Origin of the sequence: Streptomyces liliiviolaceus (genome assembly GCF_018070025.1) — a bacterium.
In the GTDB taxonomy this organism is placed as follows: domain Bacteria; phylum Actinomycetota; class Actinomycetes; order Streptomycetales; family Streptomycetaceae; genus Streptomyces; species Streptomyces liliiviolaceus.
Window position 1 is genome coordinate 2,863,600 of record NZ_JAGPYQ010000001.1, and the last position, 23,159, is coordinate 2,886,758.

19 protein-coding genes and 2 tRNA genes are annotated in these 23,159 nt (G+C 69.9%); 12 read left to right on the plus strand and 9 right to left on the minus strand.

The features are described 5' to 3' along the window. Positions 1-14: 14 nt before the first annotated feature. Positions 15-1,994 carry a serine/threonine-protein kinase gene (locus J8N05_RS12570; RefSeq protein ID WP_247706251.1) on the plus strand — a complete coding sequence of 660 codons (1,980 nt, stop codon included), beginning with the start codon at positions 15-17 and terminating at the stop codon, positions 1,992-1,994. A 79-nt stretch (positions 1,995-2,073) separates the two neighbouring features. Here J8N05_RS12570 and J8N05_RS12575 read toward each other — a convergent pair whose 3' ends face one another. Continuing rightward, positions 2,074-3,546 (minus strand): amino acid permease, encoded by a 1,473-nt coding sequence (locus tag J8N05_RS12575; RefSeq protein ID WP_210882623.1) that lies wholly within the window; start codon positions 3,544-3,546, stop codon positions 2,074-2,076. Between the two features lie 243 nt (positions 3,547-3,789). Here J8N05_RS12575 and J8N05_RS12580 point away from each other — a divergent pair, with 243 nt between their 5' ends. Beyond that, positions 3,790-4,275, plus strand: coding sequence for a ribose-5-phosphate isomerase (locus tag J8N05_RS12580; RefSeq protein WP_210882624.1), 486 nt, complete (start codon positions 3,790-3,792; stop codon positions 4,273-4,275). Between the two features lie 216 nt (positions 4,276-4,491). After that, positions 4,492-5,301, plus strand: coding sequence for an Fpg/Nei family DNA glycosylase (locus tag J8N05_RS12585; RefSeq protein ID WP_210882625.1), 810 nt, complete (start codon positions 4,492-4,494; stop codon positions 5,299-5,301). Positions 5,302-5,338: 37 nt separating this feature from the next. Here J8N05_RS12585 and J8N05_RS12590 read toward each other — a convergent pair whose 3' ends face one another. The 4 genes from J8N05_RS12590 to J8N05_RS12605 all read right to left on the minus strand — a co-directional run bounded on the left by J8N05_RS12590 (position 5,339) and on the right by J8N05_RS12605 (position 9,837). Next, positions 5,339-6,532: a glycoside hydrolase family 64 protein gene (locus J8N05_RS12590; RefSeq protein ID WP_247706707.1), complete on the minus strand. Its 1,194-nt coding sequence runs from the start codon at positions 6,530-6,532 to the stop codon at positions 5,339-5,341. 97 nt (positions 6,533-6,629) lie between these two features. Continuing rightward, complete coding sequence (locus J8N05_RS12595; RefSeq protein WP_210882628.1) at positions 6,630-7,364, minus strand: chitinase; 735 nt, start codon at positions 7,362-7,364, stop codon at positions 6,630-6,632. 160 nt (positions 7,365-7,524) lie between these two features. Continuing rightward, complete coding sequence (locus J8N05_RS12600; RefSeq protein ID WP_210882630.1) at positions 7,525-8,043, minus strand: lytic polysaccharide monooxygenase auxiliary activity family 9 protein; 519 nt, start codon at positions 8,041-8,043, stop codon at positions 7,525-7,527. A 558-nt stretch (positions 8,044-8,601) separates the two neighbouring features. Further along, positions 8,602-9,837 carry a GNAT family N-acetyltransferase gene (locus J8N05_RS12605; protein ID WP_210882632.1) on the minus strand — a complete coding sequence of 412 codons (1,236 nt, stop codon included), beginning with the start codon at positions 9,835-9,837 and terminating at the stop codon, positions 8,602-8,604. 186 nt (positions 9,838-10,023) lie between these two features. Between J8N05_RS12605 and J8N05_RS12610 the strand changes: the two genes are divergently transcribed. Continuing rightward, the gene (locus tag J8N05_RS12610; RefSeq protein WP_210882633.1) at positions 10,024-11,205 is read left to right on the plus strand and encodes a PP2C family protein-serine/threonine phosphatase; all 1,182 of its coding nucleotides are present in this window, start codon (positions 10,024-10,026) and stop codon (positions 11,203-11,205) included. Between the two features lie 171 nt (positions 11,206-11,376). Here the strand turns inward: J8N05_RS12610 and J8N05_RS12615 are convergent, their stop codons facing one another. Beyond that, positions 11,377-12,570 carry a cation:proton antiporter gene (locus J8N05_RS12615; RefSeq protein ID WP_210882634.1) on the minus strand — a complete coding sequence of 398 codons (1,194 nt, stop codon included), beginning with the start codon at positions 12,568-12,570 and terminating at the stop codon, positions 11,377-11,379. A gap of 252 nt (positions 12,571-12,822) precedes the next feature. Here J8N05_RS12615 and J8N05_RS12620 point away from each other — a divergent pair, with 252 nt between their 5' ends. Next, a complete protein-coding gene (locus tag J8N05_RS12620; protein WP_210882635.1) occupies positions 12,823-13,299 on the plus strand; it encodes an HD domain-containing protein in 477 nt (158 codons plus the stop codon). Positions 13,300-13,489: 190 nt separating this feature from the next. Here the strand turns inward: J8N05_RS12620 and J8N05_RS12625 are convergent, their stop codons facing one another. Continuing rightward, positions 13,490-14,662 (minus strand): acyltransferase family protein, encoded by a 1,173-nt coding sequence (locus J8N05_RS12625; RefSeq protein ID WP_210882636.1) that lies wholly within the window; start codon positions 14,660-14,662, stop codon positions 13,490-13,492. A 588-nt stretch (positions 14,663-15,250) separates the two neighbouring features. Here J8N05_RS12625 and J8N05_RS12630 point away from each other — a divergent pair. Both J8N05_RS12630 and J8N05_RS12635 read left to right on the plus strand, forming a co-directional pair. Beyond that, complete coding sequence (locus J8N05_RS12630) at positions 15,251-15,445, plus strand: hypothetical protein (protein WP_210882637.1); 195 nt, start codon at positions 15,251-15,253, stop codon at positions 15,443-15,445. Between the two features lie 322 nt (positions 15,446-15,767). Next, entirely contained in the window at positions 15,768-16,643 is an 876-nt protein-coding gene (locus J8N05_RS12635) for an alpha/beta fold hydrolase (protein ID WP_407699969.1), read from the plus strand. Between the two features lie 79 nt (positions 16,644-16,722). On the opposite strand, the gene J8N05_RS12640 is transcribed toward J8N05_RS12635, so the two are convergent. After that, positions 16,723-16,793 (minus strand) — tRNA-Gly (locus tag J8N05_RS12640). A 153-nt stretch (positions 16,794-16,946) separates the two neighbouring features. Between J8N05_RS12640 and J8N05_RS12645 the strand changes: the two genes are divergently transcribed. The 5 genes from J8N05_RS12645 (at position 16,947) to clpX (ending at position 22,128) form a co-directional block, all read left to right on the plus strand. After that, positions 16,947-17,023: transfer RNA gene (locus tag J8N05_RS12645), tRNA-Pro, on the plus strand. 187 nt (positions 17,024-17,210) lie between these two features. Beyond that, positions 17,211-18,614, plus strand: coding sequence for a trigger factor (gene tig, locus J8N05_RS12650; protein ID WP_210882640.1), 1,404 nt, complete (start codon positions 17,211-17,213; stop codon positions 18,612-18,614). Positions 18,615-19,294: 680 nt separating this feature from the next. Then, complete coding sequence (locus J8N05_RS12655; protein WP_107016456.1) at positions 19,295-19,900, plus strand: ATP-dependent Clp protease proteolytic subunit; 606 nt, start codon at positions 19,295-19,297, stop codon at positions 19,898-19,900. Between the two features lie 100 nt (positions 19,901-20,000). Next, positions 20,001-20,681 carry an ATP-dependent Clp protease proteolytic subunit gene (locus tag J8N05_RS12660; RefSeq protein WP_282108147.1) on the plus strand — a complete coding sequence of 227 codons (681 nt, stop codon included), beginning with the start codon at positions 20,001-20,003 and terminating at the stop codon, positions 20,679-20,681. A 160-nt stretch (positions 20,682-20,841) separates the two neighbouring features. Further along, positions 20,842-22,128: an ATP-dependent Clp protease ATP-binding subunit ClpX gene (gene clpX, locus J8N05_RS12665; RefSeq protein ID WP_107016457.1), complete on the plus strand. Its 1,287-nt coding sequence runs from the start codon at positions 20,842-20,844 to the stop codon at positions 22,126-22,128. An 80-nt stretch (positions 22,129-22,208) separates the two neighbouring features. Here the strand turns inward: clpX and J8N05_RS12670 are convergent, their stop codons facing one another. Continuing rightward, complete coding sequence (locus J8N05_RS12670; protein ID WP_210882641.1) at positions 22,209-23,144, minus strand: hypothetical protein; 936 nt, start codon at positions 23,142-23,144, stop codon at positions 22,209-22,211. Between the last annotated feature and the right edge of the window lie 15 nt (positions 23,145-23,159).

The window sequence follows — 23,159 nt, forward strand, 5'->3', positions numbered from 1 at the left end:
TTGGACAAGGAGGAATGGGCCGGGTGTGGCGGGCCGCCGACGAAACGCTCGACCGGCAGGTCGCCGTCAAGGAGATGCGTATAGACGGCATGGACCAGGAGGACGCCAGGACCCGCCGCGAACGGACCCTGCGTGAGGCCAGGGCCACCGCCCGGATCGACCATCCCAATGTGGTGCGGGTGTACGACGTCGTGGACGAGGGCGAGCGCCTGTGGATCGTGATGGAGCTGGTCGACGGCCGCTCCCTCGAACGGGTCGTGGCGGAGGACGGGCCACTGAGTGCGCGCGCCACGGCCCGGATCGGGCTCGAACTGGTGGCGGCGCTCGACCAGGTGCACGCGGGCGGTGTCCTGCACCGGGACATCAAACCGGGCAACGTCCTGATCGAACGGCGGGCCGGCCGGGTCGTCCTCACCGACTTCGGCATCGCCGCCATCCAGAACGCGGAAGCCCTCACGATGGTCGGCATGCTGGTCGGCTCCCCCGACTACATGGCGCCCGAGCGCGTCTCCGGCCGCCCGCAGGGCCCGCCGTCCGACCTCTGGTCCCTGGGCGCCACCCTCTGCGCGGCGCTGGGCGGCCGCTCCCCGTTCTCCCGCGCGACGACCCTCGCGACGCTGCACGCGGTGCTGTACGAGGAGCCGGAGATCCCGGCCGCGGCGGGGGAGGGGGAGTTGCGGGACGTACTCACGGCCCTGCTCAGGAAGGACCCCGCGGACCGTCCCGCGCTGGAGGAACTGGCCGCGCTCCTCGGCCCGGCCGCGGACGGCACGAAGGGGACGGCGGCGCTCACGGCCACGGTCACGGTCCCCGGCGGCGGGGAGCCGGCTCCGGAGACCACCCCGGCGCCCCCGGAGCCGGAGGTCGAGCCCCATCCGGAGCCCGGGGAAGCGGCGGCCACCGGCCCCGCTCCGGAGGCCCCCGAGTCCCCACCGGTCGAACCCTCGCCGGCCGAGCGCCCGACCCCCCTGTACGTACGCATCCCGCCCCCGCCCCCGCCCCCGGAGCCGGAGCCGGTGGAGGACGCCGTACCGGCCGGGCACACCCGCACTCCCGAGGCACCCGCCCCCGAACCACCCCCCGAGGTGGAGAACACGTCCTCGGAAGCCCCTGCCGAGGGCACCCCCGAGCTCCCGTCCGAGGGCGCGACACCCGGGCAGGCGTTCCGCGTGCCCGGCGTCCGGCCGGAGAGCCAGGAGTCACCGACACCGACACAGTCAGAACTGCCGCGGTCGCAGCCGCAGTCGCCGCAGTCACCGCAGCCGTCGGTGGCGGAGCCGGAGGAGAACTCCGAGCTGCCCACGAGGCCCAGGGCCGCCCCGACGCCGACCCCAACCCCGGCCCCGCACCCGACCGCACCACCGCCCACCGGAGACCGGCCCCAAGCCCTCCGCGGTCTCCGTGGCCTCCGCGGACGAAAGGGCCTGATCGCCGTCGTGGCCGTGGTCGTCGCCGGGGCACTCGCCGGCCTGCTCATCCCGATGCTCGGCGGCTCACCCGGCGACAAGGACAAGGCGTCCCCCTCCTCGTCGTCGTCCCCCACCGTCGCGGGCACCGCCCGCCCGCCGAGCCTCCCGGCGGGCTCCCGCACGGAGGCGGGTCTGTACGCCTGGGTGCCGCCCGACGGCTGGGACCGGGTCGTGCAGAGCGGCGCCGAGGTCCACTACACCTCACCGGACCGCAAGCAGGAGATCCTCGCCAACGCCTCCCCGGCCCGCGGCGATCTCATGGATCAGTGGAAGAAGACGGAGGAGACCACGAGCAAGGGACTCGACTACCGGCGGATCCGGCTGGAGGAGACCACGTTCCGGGGGGCGCCCGCCGTCGTCTGGGAGTACACGGTCACGGCCAAGGGACTGCCCTGGCACGCCCGGCTGCTCGGCTTCGACGTCGAGGGCACGTCGTACGAGCTCACCACCTGGTACCACCCGGACGTGGGGGAACGGGCCCTGCGCGTCTACGAGGACATCAAGAAGAGCTTCACGCCCCTGTGACCGCGTACGACGAAGCCTCCGCGGCGAGGGCCACGGAGGCTTCGTACGGAACAGCGGTTGTCGCAGGGGCGGGCGGCCGCTAGACCTGCTCGGTGTCGGCCGCGTCCGACGACTCCCGCGGCCCGCCGTCCTTCCCGCGCCGCACCTTCTCCAGTACCAGCGAGATGCCGACGACCACGGCGGCCACCAGCAGCGACAGCAGCACGGTCTTGCGGCCGTCGTGCTCGGTGTCGGTGAGCATGTAGCCGAGGACGAAGACGATCAGCGCGATCGTCGCCCACGTCAGGTACGGGTACAGCCACATCCGGACGACCAGCTTCTCCGGCGTCTCGCGCTCGATGATCTTCCGCATGCGCAGCTGCGAGAGGCAGATGACGAGCCAGACGAACAGGGCGACCGCACCGGAGGAGTTGACGAGGAAGAGGAAGACCGAGTCGGGGAACTCGTAGTTGAAGAACACGGCGACGAAGCCGAAGGCGACCGACGCGAGGATCGCGGGCATCGGCACGCCCCGGGCCGTGGTGCGGGCGAAGGACTTGGGCGCGTCACCGCGCCGGCCGAGCGAGAAGGCCATGCGGGAGGCCGTGTAGAGGCCCGAGTTGAGACAGGACAGGACGGACGTCAGCACGATGAACTTCATGATCTCGCCGGCGTTGGCGATACCGAGGGAGTTCAGGGCGGCGACGTACGAACCGTCCTTCTGGATGGACTCGGAGTCCCACGGCAGCAGCGTGACGACGACGAAGATCGAGCCGAGGTAGAAGACGCCGATCCGCCAGATGACGCTGTTGGTGGACTTGGTGACGGCGCGCTGCGGGTTCTCGGACTCGCCGGCCGCGAGGGTCGCGATCTCGCTGCCCATGAAGGAGAAGACGACGAGCAGGATGCCGGTGAGGATCGAGCCGGGTCCGTGCGGCAGGAAGCCGCCGTGCTCCGTGAGGTTCCCGAGCCCGGCGCCGTCGGTGTCGGCACCCGGCAGGATGCCGAAGACCGCGAGCCCGCCGATGACGATGAAGGCGCCGATGGCGACGACCTTGATCCCGGCGAACCAGAACTCGAACTCGCCGTACGAGCCGACGGAGCCGAGGTTCGTCGCGGTCAGCACGAGCATGACGATCAGCGCCCAGCCCCACTGCGGTACGGCCGGGATCCAGCTCTCCAGGATCACCGCGCCCGCGGTGGCCTCGATCGCGAGCACGACGACCCAGAAGAACCAGTAGAGCCAGCCGATCGAGAAGCCCGCCCAGCGGCCGAGCGCCCGGTCGGCGTGCGCGGAGAACGAGCCCGAGGTCGGATTCGCGGCGGACATCTCGCCGAGCATCCGCATCACGAGGACGACCATGGTCCCGACGAGGGCGTACGAGAGGAGGATGCCGGGGCCCGCGGTGGCGATACCGGAGCTGGAGCCGACGAAGAGGCCGGCGCCGATGACTCCGCCGATCGCGATCATCGACAGATGCCGGTTCTTGAGCCCGGCCTGGAGTCCGCCGTCGGGTTCTCCGGGGCCTTCCGGGCCGTTACCGGCCTTCGTCAGGGTCGGCTGCGAGGTCATGGGGGGATTCCTTTGCGCCGGGGACTGTGGGGAGTGCGGGGAGTGCGTGTGGGGGTGGGGCTCCGCGAGCCGGTCCAGTGAATCCCAGGCGAATGGATTCGTGAACCTTTGAATCCAGATCGTTACTTGAGGTTTCTCTGAGGTTCTATAGTGTTACCCGCACTTTTCCGCCACTTGCCTCAGAGGGTTTCCTGCGCCTGCCCCGACGGGGCCGAACCGAAACAGCCGTGTCACACTCGGACCATGCGCGTGTACCTCGGTTCCGACCATGCCGGTTTCGAACTCAAGAACCACCTCGTCGAGTGGCTCAAGTCAGCCGGGCACGAGCCCGTCGACTGCGGGCCCCTCATCTATGACGCCCAGGACGACTACCCGCCGTTCTGCCTGCGCGCCGCCGAGCGTGCCGCGGCCGACCCCGAGGGTCTGGGCATCGTGATCGGTGGGTCCGGGAACGGCGAGCAGATCGCCGCCAACAAGGTCGCGGGGGTGCGGGCGGCTCTCGCGTGGAGCGTGGAGACCGCGGCGCTCGGGCGTCAGCACAATGACGCCAACGTGGTGGCCGTCGGGGCGCGGATGCACTCCGAGGAGGAGGCGACGAAGTTCGTCGAGACCTTCCTGAACACGCCGTTCTCGGGCGACGAGCGGCACATCCGCCGGATCGACATGCTGGCGTCGTACGAGAAGACCGGGGACCTCCCCGCGATCCCGGCCCACCACCCGCAGGGCTAGAAGCTTTTTTCGCCCCCGCCGCCCCTACCCGTTCCCGTCACGTACTCAGGGGCTCCGCCCCCGAACCCCCGGTCCTCAAACGCCGGACGGGCTGAAACATATTCAGCCCGTCCGGCGTTTGAGGACGAGCGCGAAGCGCGACAGGGGGGTCTGGGGGCGCAGCCCCCAGTTTCGGGAAGGGGCGGGGCTGGGGAAAAGCAACCCGTAGGAGGACCCGTGCCGGAGGGGCACACCATCCATCGGCTGGCCGAGGACTACCTCGGCGGATTCGGCGGCCGCAAGGCCCACGTGACCAGCCCCCAGGGCAAGTTCACGGACGCCGCCGCCCTCCTCGACGGCACGGCCCTCACCACCGCCGAGGCCCACGGCAAGCACCTCTTCCTCCGCTTCGAGACGGACGACTGGATCCACATCCACCTCGGCCTCTTCGGCAAGGTCACCTTCGGCGGCGCCCCCGCGCTCCCGCCGACCGACACGGTCCGTCTGAGGCTCCGGAACGACACCGCGTACGTGGACCTCCGCGGCCCCACCACCTGCACCCTCATCACGGACACGGAGAAGCAGGCGGTGCACGACCGCCTGGGCCCCGACCCGCTGCGCGAGGACGCCGAACCGGAGCGGGCGTACGCGCGGATCTCCCGCAGCCGTACGACGATCGCCGCCCTGCTGATGGACCAGAAGGTCATCGCGGGCGTCGGGAACGTCTACCGCGCGGAGGTCCTCTTCCGGCACGGCATCGACCCGTACCGGACGGGCCGGGACATCACGCGCGCCGAGTGGGACGCGATGTGGGCGGACCTGGTGGCCCTCATGCGCGAGGGGGTCCGCAACAACCGCATCGACACGGTCCGGCCGGAGCACGAGCCGGAGGCGATGGGCCGCCCGCCGCGCAAGGACGACCACGGCGGCGAGGTCTACGTGTACCGCAGGGCCACCCTGCCCTGCCTCGTCTGTGGCGGCGAGATCCGCACCGCCGGTCTCGCCGCCCGCAACCTCTTCTGGTGCCCGGTCTGCCAGGAGAACTGAAGAACCGAAGGACTGACAGACCGGGCACCGGGTTCGCTCAGTCGAACGGGTCGAGGGAGATGGTCGCGTCCTTCGGGTCGCCGTCGTGCACCAGCGACTCGTGGTTGCCGACGTCGTCGAAGGCGAAGGCGTACGCCTGCCCGTTCTGCATCTGGTCGTGCACCAGCCGGGCGTAGTGGTTGCTGACGCCGTCCTGGTAGAAACCGGACGCGTCGGCGTCGGGCTGCTCGGAGTTGGTGAGCAGGGTCGAGCGGTTGTACGCGGCGCACAGGGTCCGCGAAATGGGGCCGCGCACCTGGTCGTTGGGGGCGTCCAGCTTGTTGTAGCAGCCGAACACGGAGTCGGAGTCGGGCTTCTCGAAGGACGTCACGACGGCGCCCGTGCCGTCGGTGAAGTCCATCTTGTCGCCGTTGACCTTGCCGAAGAACTTCGTGTCGGGCTGGTCCTTGAACGGTGTCACCGTGAGCGTGTCGCTCGCGTACTTCGTCCAGACCCGGTCGATGTAGTCGTCCAGCACGTCGGCCGGGATGGCGCCCGAGCCGATGGCGTGGCCGGGGGCGAGCACCCGCAGCGGGGTTCCGTCGCCGCGGGTCTCGACCAGTTTCTCCCAGCCGCCGCCCTGCTCCTTCAGCCCGTTCACCACGGACTGGTAGCCGCCCGCCTTGAGCTTGCCGGTCTCCTTGGTGGAGCCGTCACCGGCGGTGAGGCCCACCGAGTACGGCGCGGAGAACATGTCGACCTGGGTGGAGTTCAGCCACAGACCGGAGTCGTTGAGCGTGTACTCGGTCCAGTTGAACAGGATGTCGTGGTTGGGGTCGGAGGCGTTCTGCACGGCGGGCTGCACGAGTCCGCCGTCGGCGAGCCGGAAGTCCAGCTTCTGGCCGTACGAGAAGTAGACCCGGCCGGAGAACTTCGGGAGCTGGACGGTCTTGGACGCGCCGTCGGCCGGGCCGGCGAACGAGGCGTCCGGCGCCGGGACCGGCGGGGCGCCGCCGGCCGGCCAGGCGTGGAAGACGCCGGACTCGTCGGCGTACCCCTGCTTGCCCGAGGCGAGTTCGGTGCCGATCACGTACACGTACACCTGCTCGCCGCTGCCCGAGGTGTTCTTCAGGGTGAGCGGGATGGTGTCCGGGACGGCCGAGGCCCGGTCGGCGGGGCCTACGACGACGGCGACGGCGCCGAGCGCGGCCGCGACGGCCAGGGAAGCCGTCAGCTTGCGGGGGGAGAACAGGTGCATGAGGTCCTCGTCGGTGGGGGGTTGCGGGCGGGCGGGCGCCGCCCGGCCCGGGTGGGGCCGGAGCCGAGCGGCGACGGGCTCGGGTGCGGGATCAGCAGCTGAGGTTGCCGCCGGGCTCGACACCGAGCAGCTGGGTGAAGCGCTGGTAGTTGTCGATACGGCTCTGGACCTGGCCCGGGTTGCCCCCGTTGCACTCCAGACTGCCGTTGATCGACCGGATGGTCTCGCCGAACCCGGCGCCGTTGACCATGGCGTCGTGCGGCGTCATCGTGCCCGGGCCGGTCTGGGTGTTCCAGTACCAGAGGCCGGTCTTCCAGGCGACGGCCGCGTCGTTCTGCACGAGGTCGGGGTTGTTGAGCAGGTCGATGCCGAGCGCGTCGCCCGCGGCCTTGTAGTTGAAGTTCCAGCTGAGCTGGACGGGCCCGCGGCCGTAGTACTTGTCGTTGCCTGCCGGGCAGCCGTAGGGCTGGCTGGTGTCGCAGTAGTGCGGGTAGTTGGCGGTGTTCTGCTCCACCACGTACTGCAGGCCGCCGGTCTCGTGGCTGACGTTGGCGAGGAAGGCCGCCGCCTCCTGCTTCTTGACCGTGTCGCTGCCCGTGTTGCTGAAGCCGGGGTAGGCGTCGAGCGCGGCGGTCAGACCGCTGTACGTGTAGAACGAGTTCCGGCCCGGGAACATGTCGTTGAACTGGGCCTCGCTGACGACGAACGCGGCGGCGGAGGTGTCCGCGCCGGCCTTCTGCGCGGAGGCCGTCGGGGCGAGCGTGAGCGTGCAGAGGGCGGCGGCCGCGCCGGTGGCGGTCAGCAGCCCGAGGATGCGTCGGTGCACGGTGTCACTCCTGGGGATCGGGTGTGGGGGGACGGCGCGGAAGGGGCGGGCGGAAGAAGGTGGGGGGACTTCCGCCCGGTGCGTGCGCCGGATGAGGCGGTGCGTGCGCCCGGTGGGGCGGTGCGGGCCGGTCCCCGACGGACCGGCCCCGACCCGGTCGTCAGCCGCCGACGTTGACGTCGATGCAGGCGTAGAAGGCGTTGTCCGTGTCCGCCACGTTCCAGACGGCCAGGACCTTCTGCTTGCCGCTGAGGCCGCCGAAGTCGACCTGGTGGTTCACCACGGCGCCCGGCTGCGCGCCGCCGTCGTCGAACAGGGCGATCCGCTGCCCGCCGACGTAGTACTCCCAGGTGCTGGTCGAGTGCCGCGCCGTGAGCTTCCAGGAGAACGTCGTGTTCTTCTGCACCGGCGTGACGGTCCAGCCCTTGCTGTCGTCGTCCAGGTCCGAGAAGCGGCTGTTGCCGCCGCTGCAGCTGGTCAGCCCCTTGGGGCCCTCGACGCTCTGCGGCTCGTAGGTGATGTCCCCGCAGGACACCGTGCCCGCGGCGCACTGCGCCTGACGGCTGGGCGGGTCGGAGATGTAGCCGTGGGCGCTCGCCGACCCGGCGGGGAGGCTCACGGCGACGACGGGGGCGAGTACGGCGCCTATGAGGGCAGCCGTCTTCCTGCTGGCGTGCATGGGGACTCCTTCACATCAGGCCTTCCCTGGCACGCACGGCTGTGTGGGGGGCCGTACGCGACGGGACCGGCCTCTCGTGGGTGGGGCCAAGAGGCGCGAAGGTGACGCGCTCCGGCCGGTCCGTCCAGGGATGGTTGCTCCCGCGAAGGGCCAACTCGCCGAACGGAACGGCGCGTTCTGTTGGCCTAGACCATACAAGTGGCTCTTCGAGATGTGTCAAGGGCATGACGGGGCCCCGCCCGGCGGCGACCACCCGTCCGCACCCCGGAACGACGGCACCCCCGCGCCGGCGTGGCGCGGGGGTGCGGCGGGGGTACGGGGGAACGGTTTCCGCAGGTGACGGAGAGAAGCGCCGACCGCCGCGGGGCGACGTGGACGGCCCCGTGCGCGGCGGCCCGCGACGGCGCGTGGACCGCCGAAAAATACCCGCGACCGCCGACGCGCCCCGATCCGGCCCGCATACGTCGGGCGCGACCGGGTAGGCGCAGTCACACCGGACCGTACGCGGCCGATCTCCGCCTGTTCCCACGGAGGTTCACGACGGCACAGCGAAGCGATTCAGAAGCCGTGCGGCAGCCAGGGCGCCACGACGGAGGCGAAGCCGAGCGAGGCCTCCGCGAGGGCGCCCCGGCGCGACTCCCGCACGCGTCCCGCCGCGGCCAGCGAGGCGAGGGACACCCCGCCGAGATAGGCCGCCCCCAAGTCCCTTACGGACAGGGCGAGATCGGCCGGGTCGGTGGTCCGGGCGCAGGACGCGCCCTTCGCGTCGCCGGAGAGCCGCCAACGCCCCTCGTTCCAGGAGCAGAAGGCGTCCTCGACCTCGAACACCACGTCCACCGGCGCCTGGTACGTCCGCGCCTCCAGCGCCGCGCCGACCTCGACGAGCCGCACATGCAGCGAGTCGCGCGGCGCCAGGTCGCACCGGCGGCTGTCGGAGACGAGATGCTGCCAGGCGTCGTCGAGGGGCCTGTTCCACAGCTTCACCTTCGACGTCAGGTCGATACCGAAGAGGTGCTGCCACAGCGCCGCGTACGCGGCCGGGTCCAGCGCCTCCAGGTCGCGCAGCTCGATCGTGCCCTTCGGCCCGGCCGCGTCCCAGTCCGGCTTGTTGAAGTAGCGCGCGTAGCCCACGACTTCGTCGCCCCGCCGCGCGAGCACGCACTGCAGGGGCGAGGAGCCCTTGCGGTCGCTCTCCGGGTCGAGCAGCATCAGCCGCTCCCAGCCGGGCCGCCGCGCCAGCATCCCGGGCCGCACGGCCACCTGCTGCGCGTACACCGCCTCGCAGGCCTCGGGCACACCTTCCGCGTCCGGCTTCACAAGCCGCAGCCGTACGTCGTCCGTGCCGTCCGGCACCGACAGCCGCACCCGGTCCGTGTCGATCTCGGCGCGCAGCTGCTGGGTCGCGATGCCGTAGCCGAAGCGGCCGTAGATGGCCGGTTCCGACGCCGTCAGGGCGGCGAGGGGCTCACCCCAGGACCGTACGTCGTCCAGCTGGCGCCGCATCATCGAGGTGAGCACCCCGCGCCTGCGGTGCGTCGAGGCGACGCTCACCATCGTGACGCCGGCGGTCGGTACGGACGCGCCGCCCGGCACCGTGAGCCGGAAGGAGAAGGCGCCGGCCGTGCCCACGCACTCGTCGCCGTCCCAGACCCCGAGGGAGCGGTCGTACTCCGTGAGGTCGTTCCACAGGGCGCGCTCCTCGGCCGATTCCGCGACCCCGCCGAACGCGAGCTCCAGTTTCCCGTACCACGCGTCCCAGTCGGCCGGCGTCAGCGCGCGCAAGTCTGTCGTCATGTCCCCATGCCTACCAGGGCAATCCGGGATGAGCGACCGGATTTCTCCCGGGCGGGCGGTGCCGGGTGCCCATCCGGCCGTACGCTCTGCGATGACCGGGCTTCCCTGTGACTTCCGTCCCCGGACGGGGGACAAGTGGGACCTCCCGTGCCAAGCACCTGGTCCGATGGATAGGGTCCCGAACTAATGGCAGCAGGACGAGAGCGGCGCGCAGAAGCCGATACGTTCACGGCCCGGTTGAAGAAGCAGGTACACCGGGTCCGCACCGGCCTGCGCAGATCCGCTGTCGACTACTTCCGCGGCGACGGTTCGGACTGGGTCGCGCTCGCCGGGCTCCTGCTGACCATTCCCGTGATCGCCTGCGTCACACTCATGAACTCCGTCTGGTGCTCGCCCGCGATGCTCGTCCTGCCGATCGTCGCGGGCGGTCTGCTGCTGCGCCCCTCCAGCCTCCTCAGTCTCTACGCCGCCGCCGCCACCGCGCTGATCGTGGAGTCCGTGAAACTCGGCCCGTACACCGAGGGCCCGTCCCGGGTCACCCCGGGCATCGTGCTGGTGGTCGCCGCGTGCGGCTTCTTCGGCCTGCTGATCGCCCAGTTCCGCAGCCGGGTCGGGGTGCCGTGGCGGCGTGGCGGCACGATGCTGTTCGACCTGCGCGAGCGGATCCGGGTGCAGAGCAAGCTGCCGAAGCTGCCGATGGGCTGGCACCGTGAGATGGCGCTGCGGCCGGCCGGCGGCCAGTCGTTCTCCGGCGACTTCGTCGTCGCGGCCCGCACGAACGGCGGGCGCACCCTGGAGGTCGTCCTCACCGACGTCTCCGGCAAGGGCATGGACGCGGGGTCGCGTGCGCTGCTCCTGTCCGGCGCGTTCGGGGGTCTGCTGGGCTCCCTGCCGCCGCACGCCTTCCTGCCCGCGGCGAACGGCTATCTGCTCCGCCAGGACTGGGACGAGGGCTTCGCCACCTCCATCCACCTGGTCCTCGACCTGGACTCGGGCGACTACGAACTCTTCTCCGCCGGACATCCGCCGGGCCTGCAGCTCAGCGCGGGCAACGGGCGCTGGGAGGAGAAGGTCGCCGAGGGACCGCTGCTCGGGGTGTACGGCGGGGCGCAGTTCGACTCCGTCAAGGGCTCTCTGCGCCCCGGTGACGTCCTCATGCTGTTCACGGACGGCCTGGTGGAGACGTCCGAACGGGACATCGTCGAGGGCATCGACCGCCTGACCGGGGAAGCCGACCGGTATGTGGCGGGCGGCTTCCACGGGGCGGCCTGGCATCTGATCGAAGCGGTCGCGAAGGACGTGAACGACGACCGGGCGCTGCTGCTGATCTGCCGCGAGGGGGCGACGACGGGGCCGGCGACGCTTTGAGCTGCCGGTCGACTGCGGATTCTTCGACTGCGGGCCGGTGGGGGCTGGCCGCGCAGTTCCCCGCGCCCCAGGCACCTGGGGCGCGGGGAACTGCGCAAAGGGGGGCGAGGGGCGCAGCCCCCATGCAGTGACGGGGAGGGTAGGGGCGGCGGGGGCGAGGAGAAGGCCCCCTCAGCCCACCGGCGCGGACTCCCGCGGCTCGGCGGCCTGTTCGGCCGCCCGCGCGGCCTTCCCCCCGGGCAGAATCCGGGCCAGCCACCCCGACCGCCCCGCAGCCAACGGCCCCAGCACGGCGAGCACGAGCACATACCCCGCGATGAACGGCGACAACCGCTCATCGAGCCCCGCCACCGCAGCCATCGTGGCAAGGATCAGCGCGAACTCCCCCCGAGCGAGCAACGTGGTCGAGATGTTCGCGGCGGGCCCGGGCCCGAACCCGTAGATCCGCGCGGCCCCCAGCCCGGCCAGCACGTTCATGGCCAGCGTCAGGGCGACAGCCGCCAGCACCGGCCACAGCACGGTCGGCAGATCCCCCGGATCGATGGACAGCCCGAACGCGAAGAAGAACATCGCGCCGAAGGCGTCCCGCAGCGGATGCACCAGCTTGAGGATCCGCGGCCCCGAGGTCGTGCTGCCGAGCATCAGACCGACCATGAACGCCCCGATCGCGTCCGCCACCCCGAACCACTCCGAGACCCCCGCCATGAACACGGCCGCACCGAGGAAGGAGATGACGAGCAGTTCGTCGTCCCTGGTGTCGAAGAGGCGGCTCACGATCCGCGTACCGAAGCGCGCGGCGAGCGCCAGCAGCAGCAGGAAGGCGAAGGCCTTGCCGCCGTCCAGGACGGCCGAGCCGAGCGAGTCGGCGCCGGACAGGATGGGCTGGAGGGCCGCCAGGTAGAGGGCGAGGAAGATGTCCTCGACGACGATGATCCCGAGGATCGGCTTGGTCTCGGCGTTGCCGAGCCGCCCCGTGTCGACCAGCACCTTCGTGACGATCGCCGACGAGGAGATGCCGAGCACACCGGCGAGGACCAGCGCCTCGGACGTACCCCAGCCGAGGGCGAAGCCGAAGCCCAGGCCCGCGCCGACGTTCAGGGCGAGGTAGGTCCCTCCGGAGAGCGCCATCCGGCGCCCGCCCGCCTTGAGGTCGTCCATGTGGAATTCGAGGCCGAGGTAGAAGAGCAGCAGTACCAGGCCGAGCGCGGACAGCATCTCCATCTCGTGCGGGTCGGAGACGAGCACGAAGCCGGGTGTGTGGGGGCCGAGGAGTATCCCGGCCAGGATGAAGAGGGGGATGGTGGGGAGCCCGATCCGGGCACCCACGCGGGCGAGAACGGCGGCGGCCAGAAAGGCACCGCCCATGGCGATCAAAAGCTCTGCGTGTCCGATGGGCCCGTTCCTCCTTGGTCGAGGGGGTGGTCGGCTGAATAAGAAAAGTGGGTCAAGAGAACGTCAAGAAAGCGTCAGTACTTAGTTTACCAAACGATTAAGGGGTGTCGATGAAGACGCGGTCCTCCCCACCCGGACCCGCGACCCGGACCCCGCGGCCGTCGCCGACGAACCGACCGCGATGACCGTGCCGGCGAGGGCGGCGCTACGGGGCACACTCGACGCATGACCGACAACGAGCCCCGCCCGCGGCTGACCCTCACCGAGATCGAGGCCCTGGCGCGCGACGCGCACGCCGCTCAGACGGACAAGGCGGGCCGCCCGTACGCCGAGCATCTGCGGGCGGTGGCCGAGGGCGTGCGGGCCCGCGGCGGCGACGAGGACCAGATCGCAGCCGCCTGGTTGCACGACTCGGTGGAGGACGACGCACTCTCCGAGGGCTGGCTGCGCGAGGCCGCGCTCTCCGCCCGTACGAAGGCCATCGTGCTGGCCGTCACCAAGCGGCCGGGCGAGCCCCCGCAGGCGTACGCCACCCGCATCCTGGCCACACCGGGCGCGCTCCTGGTGAAGGAATCGGACCTGGCCCACAACGCGGACCCGGAGAGACTGGCGGCGCTGGACGACGCGACCCGCACGCGCCTGACGGAGAAGTACCGGAGAATGCACGAACTCCTGGGCCTGCAAACGCCAACGCGCCCCTGAGGCGCACCCCCTCAGGGGCGCACCTCAGGGGCGCGGGGAACTGCACACTCGACTGCATCCGGCCTGCGGGGACGCTTTCAAGGAGCGCGGGGAACTGCGCGGCCGGCCACGACGGACCCGCAGTCACCCCGCTACCGCAAGCGCACAGGCACAGGCGTACGCAGGGGCGAACGCCCGGAGGGGCGACCCGTCAGGACTTCGCCCGCTCGCGGGCGAGCTCCGTCGCGTCCCGCCGAAACGCCCACTCCATCTTCGGCTCCATCGCGAAGCGGAACATCCGCTGCACCAGGGGCGTGCACAGCGCGGTGATGACCGCCGCGGCGAAGACGGACACGAAGACCTCGCCGACCGGATGGCTCAGCCAGGCGTAGTCGTCGTACCAGCCCCAGAAACGGGACCCCTTGGCGAGGAAGCCGTGCAGCAGATAGCCGTACAGCGTGCCCGCCCCGAGAACCGTGAACCACATCTTGCGCCGCGGCACCCACGCGAAGAAGCACGACGTGAGCACCATCGAGCAGCCGAACATCGCGAGCGTCATCACGACACCGGCCCACCAGGGCGCACCCAGCTCCTGGGCGCTGTCACGGTGGTAGAACCACGCCGAGTTCATCCGCGGCCCCGCCCAGTACGCGAAGGCCAGCGTGAGCGCGAGGACCGGCACCGACAGGATCCGGACCTCGCGGCGCCGCATCAACTGGAAGTGCTCGGGCTTCATGAACAGGCCCACGACGAAGAACGGCAGGAACTGCAGGACCCGTTGGAGGTCCAGGTCGTCGCCGATGTCGGGGGAGACGGAGGCGAGGACGGCGATGGCGAGAGCCAGCGGTACGGGCCAGCGCACGACCTTCCACAGCGGGACCGTCATCCGCCACACGAACAGCGCGACCAGGAACCAGGTGAGATACCAGGGGTCCAGCAGGCTGATCGGATGGCTCGGATCGTCGTCGGCCCACCTCTTGAAGAGGGAGTACGCCACCTCGAAGAGGACGTACGGCACGACGACACCCGTGATCAGCCGGCGCAGCCGGTCGGGGCGCATGTCGAAACTGCGGGAGAAGTAGCCGGAGATGATGATGAAGGCCGGCATGTGGAAGGTGTAGACGACCATGTAGAGCGCCTCGGCGGCGCGGCTGTGGTCGGTCAGCGGTTCCCAGGCGTGGCCCATCGCGACGAAGACGATCGCGAGGTACTTGGCGTTGTCGAAGAAAGCGTCACGCTGTTTGGCGGGTCTGACCTCCGGCGCGGCGGCGGCGCCCGCGTCCGGCGTTCCTGCTGGTCGCGGACTCGGTACTCCCGGCGCCGGTGACTGTGCCGGTGGGAGTGGAGCCCTCTGTTGGCCGTGCGGACGGAGCGAGTTCGTCACAGACCCTCCCACCAGGAGCCGGGGGAGACGATCCGCGACCTCGCCGCGCATGCGGGGGACGAGGCGGCGTAGGACATCTGAAGCACCCTAGCGTTGTCTGTGGGATTCCGTAAAACCCCTGAGTCGAATCCTGCTTATCGTCCCTCGGGTACCCAGGATTTGGTGAAGTTGACATGGCAATGACTATGGCGAGCGCCACATCCGGCAGGGGTGTTACGTCCTGATTCGTCACGACTAAACATCGCATACCACCCGCGGGCGACTCTGGTGGAATGTCCGATCGAGTCGGCTTTAGTGCCCTGTTACACCCCTGCCCGGCAGGGTGCGGGTGTGCCTGTGCCAACAATTCGAATTACCTGCGAACAGGTTGTGTGCGCAGGTGTGTGGGCATGGAAACGATCTTTCTGAATTCCTCGTGGGAGGGACGCCTCGAATTGCCGTGCGGGGCCTGGCCGTTCACGTCGGTGACCGATGGATGCCTCACCCGCCGCATACGGCGGCCCTGTTGGTGGCACGATGGTTCTGGCGGGGGTGTGCGGGGTTGCACCTCCGGGCCGGGAGCGGACCGACCGTAGGGTGTGATCAGTTGTGGCCATTTCGCTGTCAGTGGTGCTGCTGTTGGCGATCGTCCTGGTGGTGTTGATACGGGGTGGATCGATCAAGCCGGGGCCGGCGGTAGTCGCCGTCCTCTTCGGCTTCTTCCTAGCCTCCACAGGCATGGCGGACGACATCCAGCGCTTCCTCAACTCGATAGCGGAGACCATCAACTCGATCCAGTTCTGAGCGGGTGCACGGGCCCGGCGATCCATGGGCGCGCGGCGCGGGAGCGGACGGGACGGCACTGCCCGGACCCGTCGCCCGGCGGATCCCGCGCACGGCCGGCCCGTCGACGACCCCGGAATCGGCCCTTCGTCTTCGCTACTGCCACCGCTTCTGTCGCCGCCGAGGCCGCGGTCGAGGCGGTGCTCGCGCCCCGGCGCCCGGCACATGAACGTCCGCCCCCAGTACGCCCCTTACGGGCCCCTGCCGGGCCATGGGGCGCGCGGTGAGGGCGCGAGCGCAAGCGAACCCAGCGAGAGCGAAGGAGTGCGCCGGCGTGGACGCGGTGGACGTGGAGGGCGGGTCGGGCGGACTGGGCGGGTCGGGCGGGGAGACCGTCTGGCGGTTGCGTGAGAGCTGGGAGAGCCCGGTCGGGACCCTCCGATGGGACCGCCTCGGCCCGCGGGACGGCCCACCGGTGGTGCTGCTGCACGGCACCCCGTTCTCGTCCTACGTGTGGCACGAGATCGCCCCCGCGCTGGCCGCCGAGGGACACCGGGTCCACGTCTGGGACATGCCGGGCTACGGCGCCTCCGCGAAGAACGACGGCCAGGACGTCTCGCTCAAGGCGCAGGGAGAGGTGTTCGCCGCACTCCTCGACGTGTGGGGGCTCACCGGCCCCTCGGTGATCGCGCACGACTTCGGGGGCTGCGTATCCCTCCGCGCGCATCTGCTCCACGGGGCGCGGTACCGGCGTCTCGCGCTGGTCGACCCCGTCGCGCTGGCACCCTGGGGCTCGCCCTTCTTCCGGCTGGTCGCCGCGCACACCGACGTCTTCGGACAACTACCGCCCGCGCTGCACGAGGCCCTGGTCCGTGAGTACGTCGGCTCCGCGAGCCATCGCGGACTGCGGCCCGACGTCCTGGCCGCACTGGTCGCCCCCTGGACGGGCGACGCCGGGCAGGCGGCCCTCTACCGCCAGATCGCCCAGGCCGACCAGGCCCACACCGACGAGATCCAGGGCCTGTACCCCTCGATGGACCTGCCCGTCACCGTCTGCTGGGGCGCGGAGGACACCTGGATCCCGCCCGCCAGGGGAGAGGAACTGGCCGCCCTGATCCCCGGCGCACGCCTGCGCACGATCCCGGCCGCCGGCCATCTCGTACCCCTGGACGCCCCGGCCCGCCTCCTCGCGGCCCTGCTCACGTTCCTGGGTGATTGACGGGTGATCGAGCCGCGGCCGGAAACGCGTCAGGGCCAGGCGGAGGAGGGAACCTCCGGCCTGGCCCTGAGCCGTACAGAGCGGGCGACGGGAATCGAACCCGCGTAGCTAGTTTGGAAGACTAGTGCTCTACCATTGAGCTACGCCCGCACAGCATGCACCGCAGGTCAGTGACCCGCGGTACTGAAGCATCGTAGCGGGTCGTACCCCTTCGCCGCACACCCCGTTCCGATGGGCGGCGATGCCCCCGGAAATGCGGGCGTGGCACGGTCCCCGGGCATGTACCCTACGTGTCGCACCAGACGGGGTGTGGCGCAGCTTGGTAGCGCGTCCGCTTTGGGAGCGGAAGGCCGTGGGTTCAAATCCCGCCACCCCGACCACCGTGCCGGACCACCGGCGAGATCACCTTTTTGGGGCGTGTCCCGGCTGCGGCTACTATGCAGAATGCGCGCCCGTGTGTCTGCATTTTTACGTCCCTCAAGGGCCGCCAGTCCGCTGAGGCTCCGCCGTATCCGGCGGTGACCGTCAGCAGAACCCAAAGAAGTCAGCCCCCAAGGAGACCGAACCGTGAAGAGCGCCGTGGAGACCCTGAACCCGACCCGGGTTCGGCTCAGCATCGAGGTGCCCTTCGAGGAGCTCAAGGACAGCCTCGACGCGGCGTACAAGAAGATCAACCAGCAGGTCACGGTGAAGGGGTTCCGGAAGGGCAAGATTCCGGCTCGTGTCATCGACCAGCGGTTCGGCCGCGGTGCGGTTCTTGAGGAAGCGGTCAACGACGCGCTTCCGAAGTTCTACACCGAAGCGGTCAACGAAGCCGAGCTGAACGTCCTCGGCCAGCCCGAGGTCGACATCACGGAGCTGAAGGACGGCGAGACGCTGAACTTCACCGCCGAGGTCGACGTGCGCCCGACGATCGAGATCCCGGACTACTCCGGCATCGAGGTCGAGGTCGACGCCGTCGAGGTCGGCGAGGAGGACATCGACAAGGCCGTCGAGGAGCTGCGTGAGCGCTTCGCCTCGACCGCGCCCGTCGAGCGTGCCGCCGAGGAGGGTGACGTCGTCACCCTCGACCTGGAGGCCAAGGTCGACGGCGAGGTCCTGGAGGACGGCGTCGCGAGCGGCGTCTCCTACACCATCGGCTCCGGTGAGCTGCTGGACGGCATCGACGAGGCCGTGAAGGGCCTGGAGGCCGGTGGCGAGGCCACCTTCTCCTCCGAGCTCAAGGGCGGCTCGGCGGCCGGCAAGGAGTCCGAGGTCACCGTCAAGGTCAGCCAGGTCGCCAAGCGCGAGCTGCCCGAGCTGGACGACGACTTCGCGCAGCTCGCGTCGGAGTTCGACACCCTCGAAGAGCTGCGTGCCGACAGCCGCAAGCGCCTTGAGAACATGAAGCAGTACGACCAGGCCACGCAGGCCCAGGAGCGAGTCCTGGAGAAGCTGCTCGAACTGGTCGAGGTGCCCGTCCCCGAGAAGCTTCTTGAGGACGAGATCAACACCCGCAAGCACAACCTTGAGCACCACCAGCTCGGTCAGATGGGCCTCGACCTCGAAAAGTACCTGGAGATCCAGGGCAAGACGGCCGAGGAGTTCGACGCCGAGACCAAGGAAGCGGCGGTCAAGGGCATCAAGACGCAGTTCGTCCTGGACGAGCTCGTCAACAAGGAGAAGCTGAACGTCAACCAGGAGGAGCTCACCGAGCACCTCATGCGGCGTGCGGCTTCCTCGAACATGTCTCCCGACCAGTTCGCCCAGGCGGTCGTCGAGGGTGGCCAGGTCCCGATGCTGGTCGGCGAGGTCGCCCGCGGCAAGGCGCTTGCCGTGGTCGTCGAGGCCGCCACCGTCAAGGACACGAACGGCGAGGTCGTGGACCTCGACGACGAGGACGAGGACGAGACCTCTGCGGATGCCTCTGCCGAGGGCTCGACGGAGGAGGCCGCCGAGGCCGCCCCCGCCTCGGAGAAGACCGAGGCCTGACCGCCTCACAGCGCGCACGCACGCACCGCGGGCCCCCAGGACACGTCCTGGGGGCCCGCGGCCCTCTGGGGGCCCGCAGGGCCCCGTCAGGGGGCGCGGGGAACTGCGCGGCTAGCCCCCTCCGGCCCGCAGCCGCGTCTGCCTCCGAGGGGGCATCGGCGGGTGCGGCTTGTGGTGGGTTGCTCGCGCAGTTCCTCGCGCCCCTGAAGGGCCCCGGCGGGCCCGGCCCCGCCGGGGGCGCGGGGAACTGCGCGGCCCGCCCCCACCGGGCCGCGGTCGCGTGTGCCTCTGAGGGGGGATCGGCGGGTGCGGCTTGTGGTGGGTTGCTCGCGCAGTTCCCCGCGCCCCTGAAAGGCCCCTGCGGGGCCTGCCCCCACCGGGGCCGCGGTCGCGTGTGCCTCCAAGGCGGCGTCGGCGGGTGCGCCCCCGGGCGGAAGGGAGCGGGCTGAGGTCCGTGTAATCCCTGCTGGACCCAGCGGAGCGCATGCGCTCACAGCGAACAGTTCCTTCTGCGGGATTCCCCGGAGGGACCCGCGCGTTAGGGTCCATGAGTACGAGGGCAGGGGAGTCCCCGGAGCCGTCCGACACGGCACGCACACGGGGTCCCACGCCCCCAGCAGAAGACGTGTAGACGGCCCGGCGCCGTCGTAAGACGAGCAGGTGGATACGTGACGAATCTGATGCCCACAGCCGCCGGCGACCCCATCGGTGGTGGCCTCGGCGACCAGGTCTACAACCGGCTGCTCGGCGAGCGGATCATCTTCCTCGGCCAGGCGGTCGACGACGACATCGCCAACAAGATCACCGCACAGTTGCTGCTCCTTGCCTCCGACCCGGAGAAGGACATCTACCTCTACATCAACAGCCCCGGCGGCTCGATCACCGCCGGCATGGCGATCTACGACACCATGCAGTACATCAAGAACGACGTGGTGACGATCGCGATGGGCATGGCGGCCTCCATGGGCCAGTTCCTGCTGAGCGCGGGCACTCCGGGCAAGCGCTTCGCGCTGCCGAACGCGGAGATCCTGATCCACCAGCCCTCGGCCGGTCTCGCCGGTTCCGCGTCGGACATCAAGATCCACGCCGAGCGGCTGCTGCACACCAAGAAGCGGATGGCGGAGCTGACCTCGTTCCACACCGGCCAGACGGTGGAGCAGGTCACCCGCGACTCGGACCGGGACCGCTGGTTCGACCCGATCGAGGCCAAGGAGTACGGCCTCATCGACGACATCATGCCCACCGCTGCCGGAATGCCGGGCGGCGGCGGTACCGGCGCGGCCTAGGACGGCCCAGCGCCGACCGGGCGCCGGCGCAGGCCGGCGCCAGCCGCTCCGAGACCCCAGCCGACCGCCTCAGCCCTTATCAGGCTCTTCAGGAGACACAGTGAACGACTTCCCCGGCAGCGGACTGTACGACCGCGCGCAGGCCGAGTACACGGGTCCTCGCGCGGAGTCCCGCTACGTCATCCCGCGCTTCGTCGAGCGCACCTCGCAGGGCGTGCGTGAGTACGACCCGTACGCGAAGCTGTTCGAGGAGCGCGTCATCTTCCTCGGCGTGCAGATCGACGACGCCTCCGCCAACGACGTCATGGCGCAGCTGCTGTGCCTGGAGTCGATGGACCCCGACCGTGACATCTCGGTCTACATCAACAGCCCCGGCGGCTCCTTCACGGCGCTCACCGCGATCTACGACACGATGCAGTTCGTGAAGCCGGACATCCAGACTGTTTGCATGGGTCAGGCCGCCTCCGCCGCCGCGATCCTCCTGGCGGCCGGTACGCCGGGCAAGCGCATGGCACTTCCGAACGCGCGCGTGCTGATCCACCAGCCCTACAGCGAGACCGGCCGCGGCCAGGTGTCGGACCTTGAGATCGCCGCGAACGAAATCCTCCGGATGCGCGGTCAGCTGGAAGACATGCTGGCCAAGCACTCGACGACGCCGATCGAGAAGATCCGCGAGGACATCGAGCGCGACAAGATCCTCACGGCCGAGGACGCCCTCGCGTACGGTCTGGTGGACCAGATCATCTCGACCCGGAAGATGAACAACGCCGCGGTCGCGTGACGCATCGCTGTATCGTCTGCCGCTCCTTGACGCGGTTCACGACAAAGTGAACCGCGCCAAGGGGGGCCCGAACGGGGGGCTCGGCAAGGTACCGTCGGACATAAGGCAGCACCAGGAGCCGCTGGACCTAGGCGTCTCCCAGGCGAAGGGGAAGCACACCGTGGCACGCATCGGTGACGGCGGCGATCTGCTCAAGTGCTCGTTCTGTGGCAAGAGCCAGAAGCAGGTCAAGAAGCTCATCGCAGGCCCTGGTGTGTACATCTGCGACGAGTGCATCGACCTCTGCAACGAGATCATCGAGGAAGAGCTCGCTGAGACGAGCGAGGTGCGCTGGGAGGAACTTCCCAAACCCCGGGAGATCTACGAGTTCCTTGAGGGTTACGTCGTAGGCCAGGAGTCCGCCAAGAAGGCCCTCTCGGTCGCGGTGTACAACCACTACAAGCGGGTCCAGGCCGGCGAGAACAGCACCGGTCAGAACCGCGAGGACGCCATCGAGTTGGCGAAGTCCAACATCCTCCTGCTCGGCCCCACGGGCTCGGGCAAGACGTTGCTCGCCCAGACGCTGGCCCGCATGCTGAACGTCCCGTTCGCCATCGCGGACGCGACAGCGCTCACGGAGGCGGGATACGTCGGCGAGGACGTCGAGAACATCCTGCTGAAGCTGATCCAGGCCGCGGACTACGACGTCAAGAAGGCCGAGACCGGCATCATCTACATCGACGAGATCGACAAGGTGGCTCGCAAGAGCGAGAACCCGTCGATCACGCGCGATGTGTCGGGCGAGGGCGTCCAGCAGGCACTGCTGAAGATCCTGGAGGGCACCACGGCCTCCGTTCCTCCGCAGGGCGGACGCAAGCACCCGCACCAGGAGTTCATCCAGATCGACACGACGAACGTGCTGTTCATCGTGGGCGGCGCCTTCGCGGGCCTGGAGAAGCTCGTCGAGTCCCGGGCCGGCGCCAAGGGCATCGGCTTCGGCGCGACGATCCGCTCCAAGAAGGAACTTGAGGCGAAGGACCGCTTCGAGGACGTCATGCCCGAGGACCTGGTGAAGTTCGGGATGATCCCCGAGTTCATCGGCCGCCTCCCGGTCATCACGTCGGTCCACAACCTCGACCGCGAGGCCCTCCTCCAGATCCTGGTGGAGCCGCGCAACGCACTGGTGAAGCAGTACCAGCGCCTGTTCGAACTCGACGGCGTGGAGCTGGACTTCGAGCGCGAGGCCCTCGAAGCCATCGCGGACCAGGCCATCCTCCGCCAGACCGGCGCGCGCGGCCTGCGCGCCATCATGGAAGAGGTCCTCCAGGCGGTGATGTACGAGGTCCCGTCCCGCAAGGACGTGGCCCGGGTCGTCATCACCTCGGAGGTCGTCCGTTCGAACGTCAACCCGACGCTCATCCCGCGCGACGCGCGGGGCCGAGGTCCGGGCGAGCAGAAGACCGCGTAAGCGGCGCGCACATACGCGAGTCACGGCGAAGGGCCCCGGTCACCGACCGGGGCCCTTCGCCGTTGCGTGTGCCGCGTCACTCAGAGCTTGACGCGGACCTCCTTGCGGAACTTGGCCGTCAGTTCCGCGGCTGCCTGGAGGTCGGCGCCCTTGCCGGCCATGGCGTTGGCCATGTCGATGTTGATGATGACGCCGAGCGTGCTGTGGTCGCCCCAGATGCACACCGGCATGCTGATCGAGGACGGGCCGGAGGCCGCGTCACCCGTGGCGTCATCGTTCGTGATCTTGGTTTCCTGGCACTTCAGGACCGCGCCGTCGAGACCGCTGGGCGAGTAGCTCTTGGGGCTGCCGACGACCTCGCCCTCGTCCGCGCCGTCCTTCTCGGAGCCTTCCTTCATGTCGACGAACATGGCGTCGACGACCTTCTCCGGGTCGTCGATCTCGCCGTACACGCCCATGAACTGGATCATCTCCAGGGCGAGCGGGTTGTTCTCGTCCCCGGCCTGGTACCCCGCGTTGACGTCCTTGGCGCCCTTGACGCCGTGCTTCTCGGCCTTCTTGATGTCGCTCTCGTCGAAGCCGCCGCTGTCGGCCTCTTTGCTCTTCTTGTACTCGGTGAGCACCGTCGCCGGAGTGGTCAGCTTGTGCGGGCCGTCGTCCGCCACGTCCGCGGAGCCGCCGTCACTGCCGCCGATGATGAAGTACGCGCCCACCGCGATCGCGGCCACGACCGCCACCGCGCCGACGATCAGGCCCGTCTTCTTCTTGCCGCCGCCGGGCGGCGGCGGCACCGGGGCGCCGTACTGCGGCTGCTGGCCGTAGCCGGGCTGCTGCGGCGGGACGCCGGGAGGGGCCTGCTGGGGGTACCCGTAGCCGGGCTGCGGCGGGGGAGCCTGCTGCGGGTAGCCGTAACCGGGCTGGGGGGCCTGCGGCTGCTGGCCGTAAGGACCCGGCTGACCGTACGGTCCGGGCTGCTGCGGCTGCCCGCCGTACGGGCCCGGCTGGTTGTAGCTCATTCTGGGTTCCCCTCC

Excerpts from the sequence above, each read along its gene's own strand:
- J8N05_RS12575 (WP_210882623.1), bottom strand. The coding sequence starts at position 3,546 with ATGACCTCGCAGCCGACCCTGACGAAGGCCGGTAACGGCCCGGAAGGC.
- J8N05_RS12570 (WP_247706251.1), top strand. The coding sequence starts at position 15 with ATGGGCCGGGTGTGGCGGGCCGCCGACGAAACGCTCGACCGGCAGGTC.
- J8N05_RS12605 (WP_210882632.1), bottom strand. The coding sequence starts at position 9,837 with ATGACGACAGACTTGCGCGCGCTGACGCCGGCCGACTGGGACGCGTGG.
- J8N05_RS12610 (WP_210882633.1), top strand. The coding sequence starts at position 10,024 with ATGGCAGCAGGACGAGAGCGGCGCGCAGAAGCCGATACGTTCACGGCC.
- J8N05_RS12670 (WP_210882641.1), bottom strand. The coding sequence starts at position 23,144 with ATGAGCTACAACCAGCCGGGCCCGTACGGCGGGCAGCCGCAGCAGCCC.
- J8N05_RS12580 (WP_210882624.1), top strand. The coding sequence starts at position 3,790 with ATGCGCGTGTACCTCGGTTCCGACCATGCCGGTTTCGAACTCAAGAAC.
- J8N05_RS12620 (WP_210882635.1), top strand. The coding sequence starts at position 12,823 with ATGACCGACAACGAGCCCCGCCCGCGGCTGACCCTCACCGAGATCGAG.
- J8N05_RS12655 (WP_107016456.1), top strand. The coding sequence starts at position 19,295 with ATGCCCACAGCCGCCGGCGACCCCATCGGTGGTGGCCTCGGCGACCAG.
- J8N05_RS12615 (WP_210882634.1), bottom strand. The coding sequence starts at position 12,570 with ATGGGCGGTGCCTTTCTGGCCGCCGCCGTTCTCGCCCGCGTGGGTGCC.
- J8N05_RS12600 (WP_210882630.1), bottom strand. The coding sequence starts at position 8,043 with ATGCACGCCAGCAGGAAGACGGCTGCCCTCATAGGCGCCGTACTCGCC.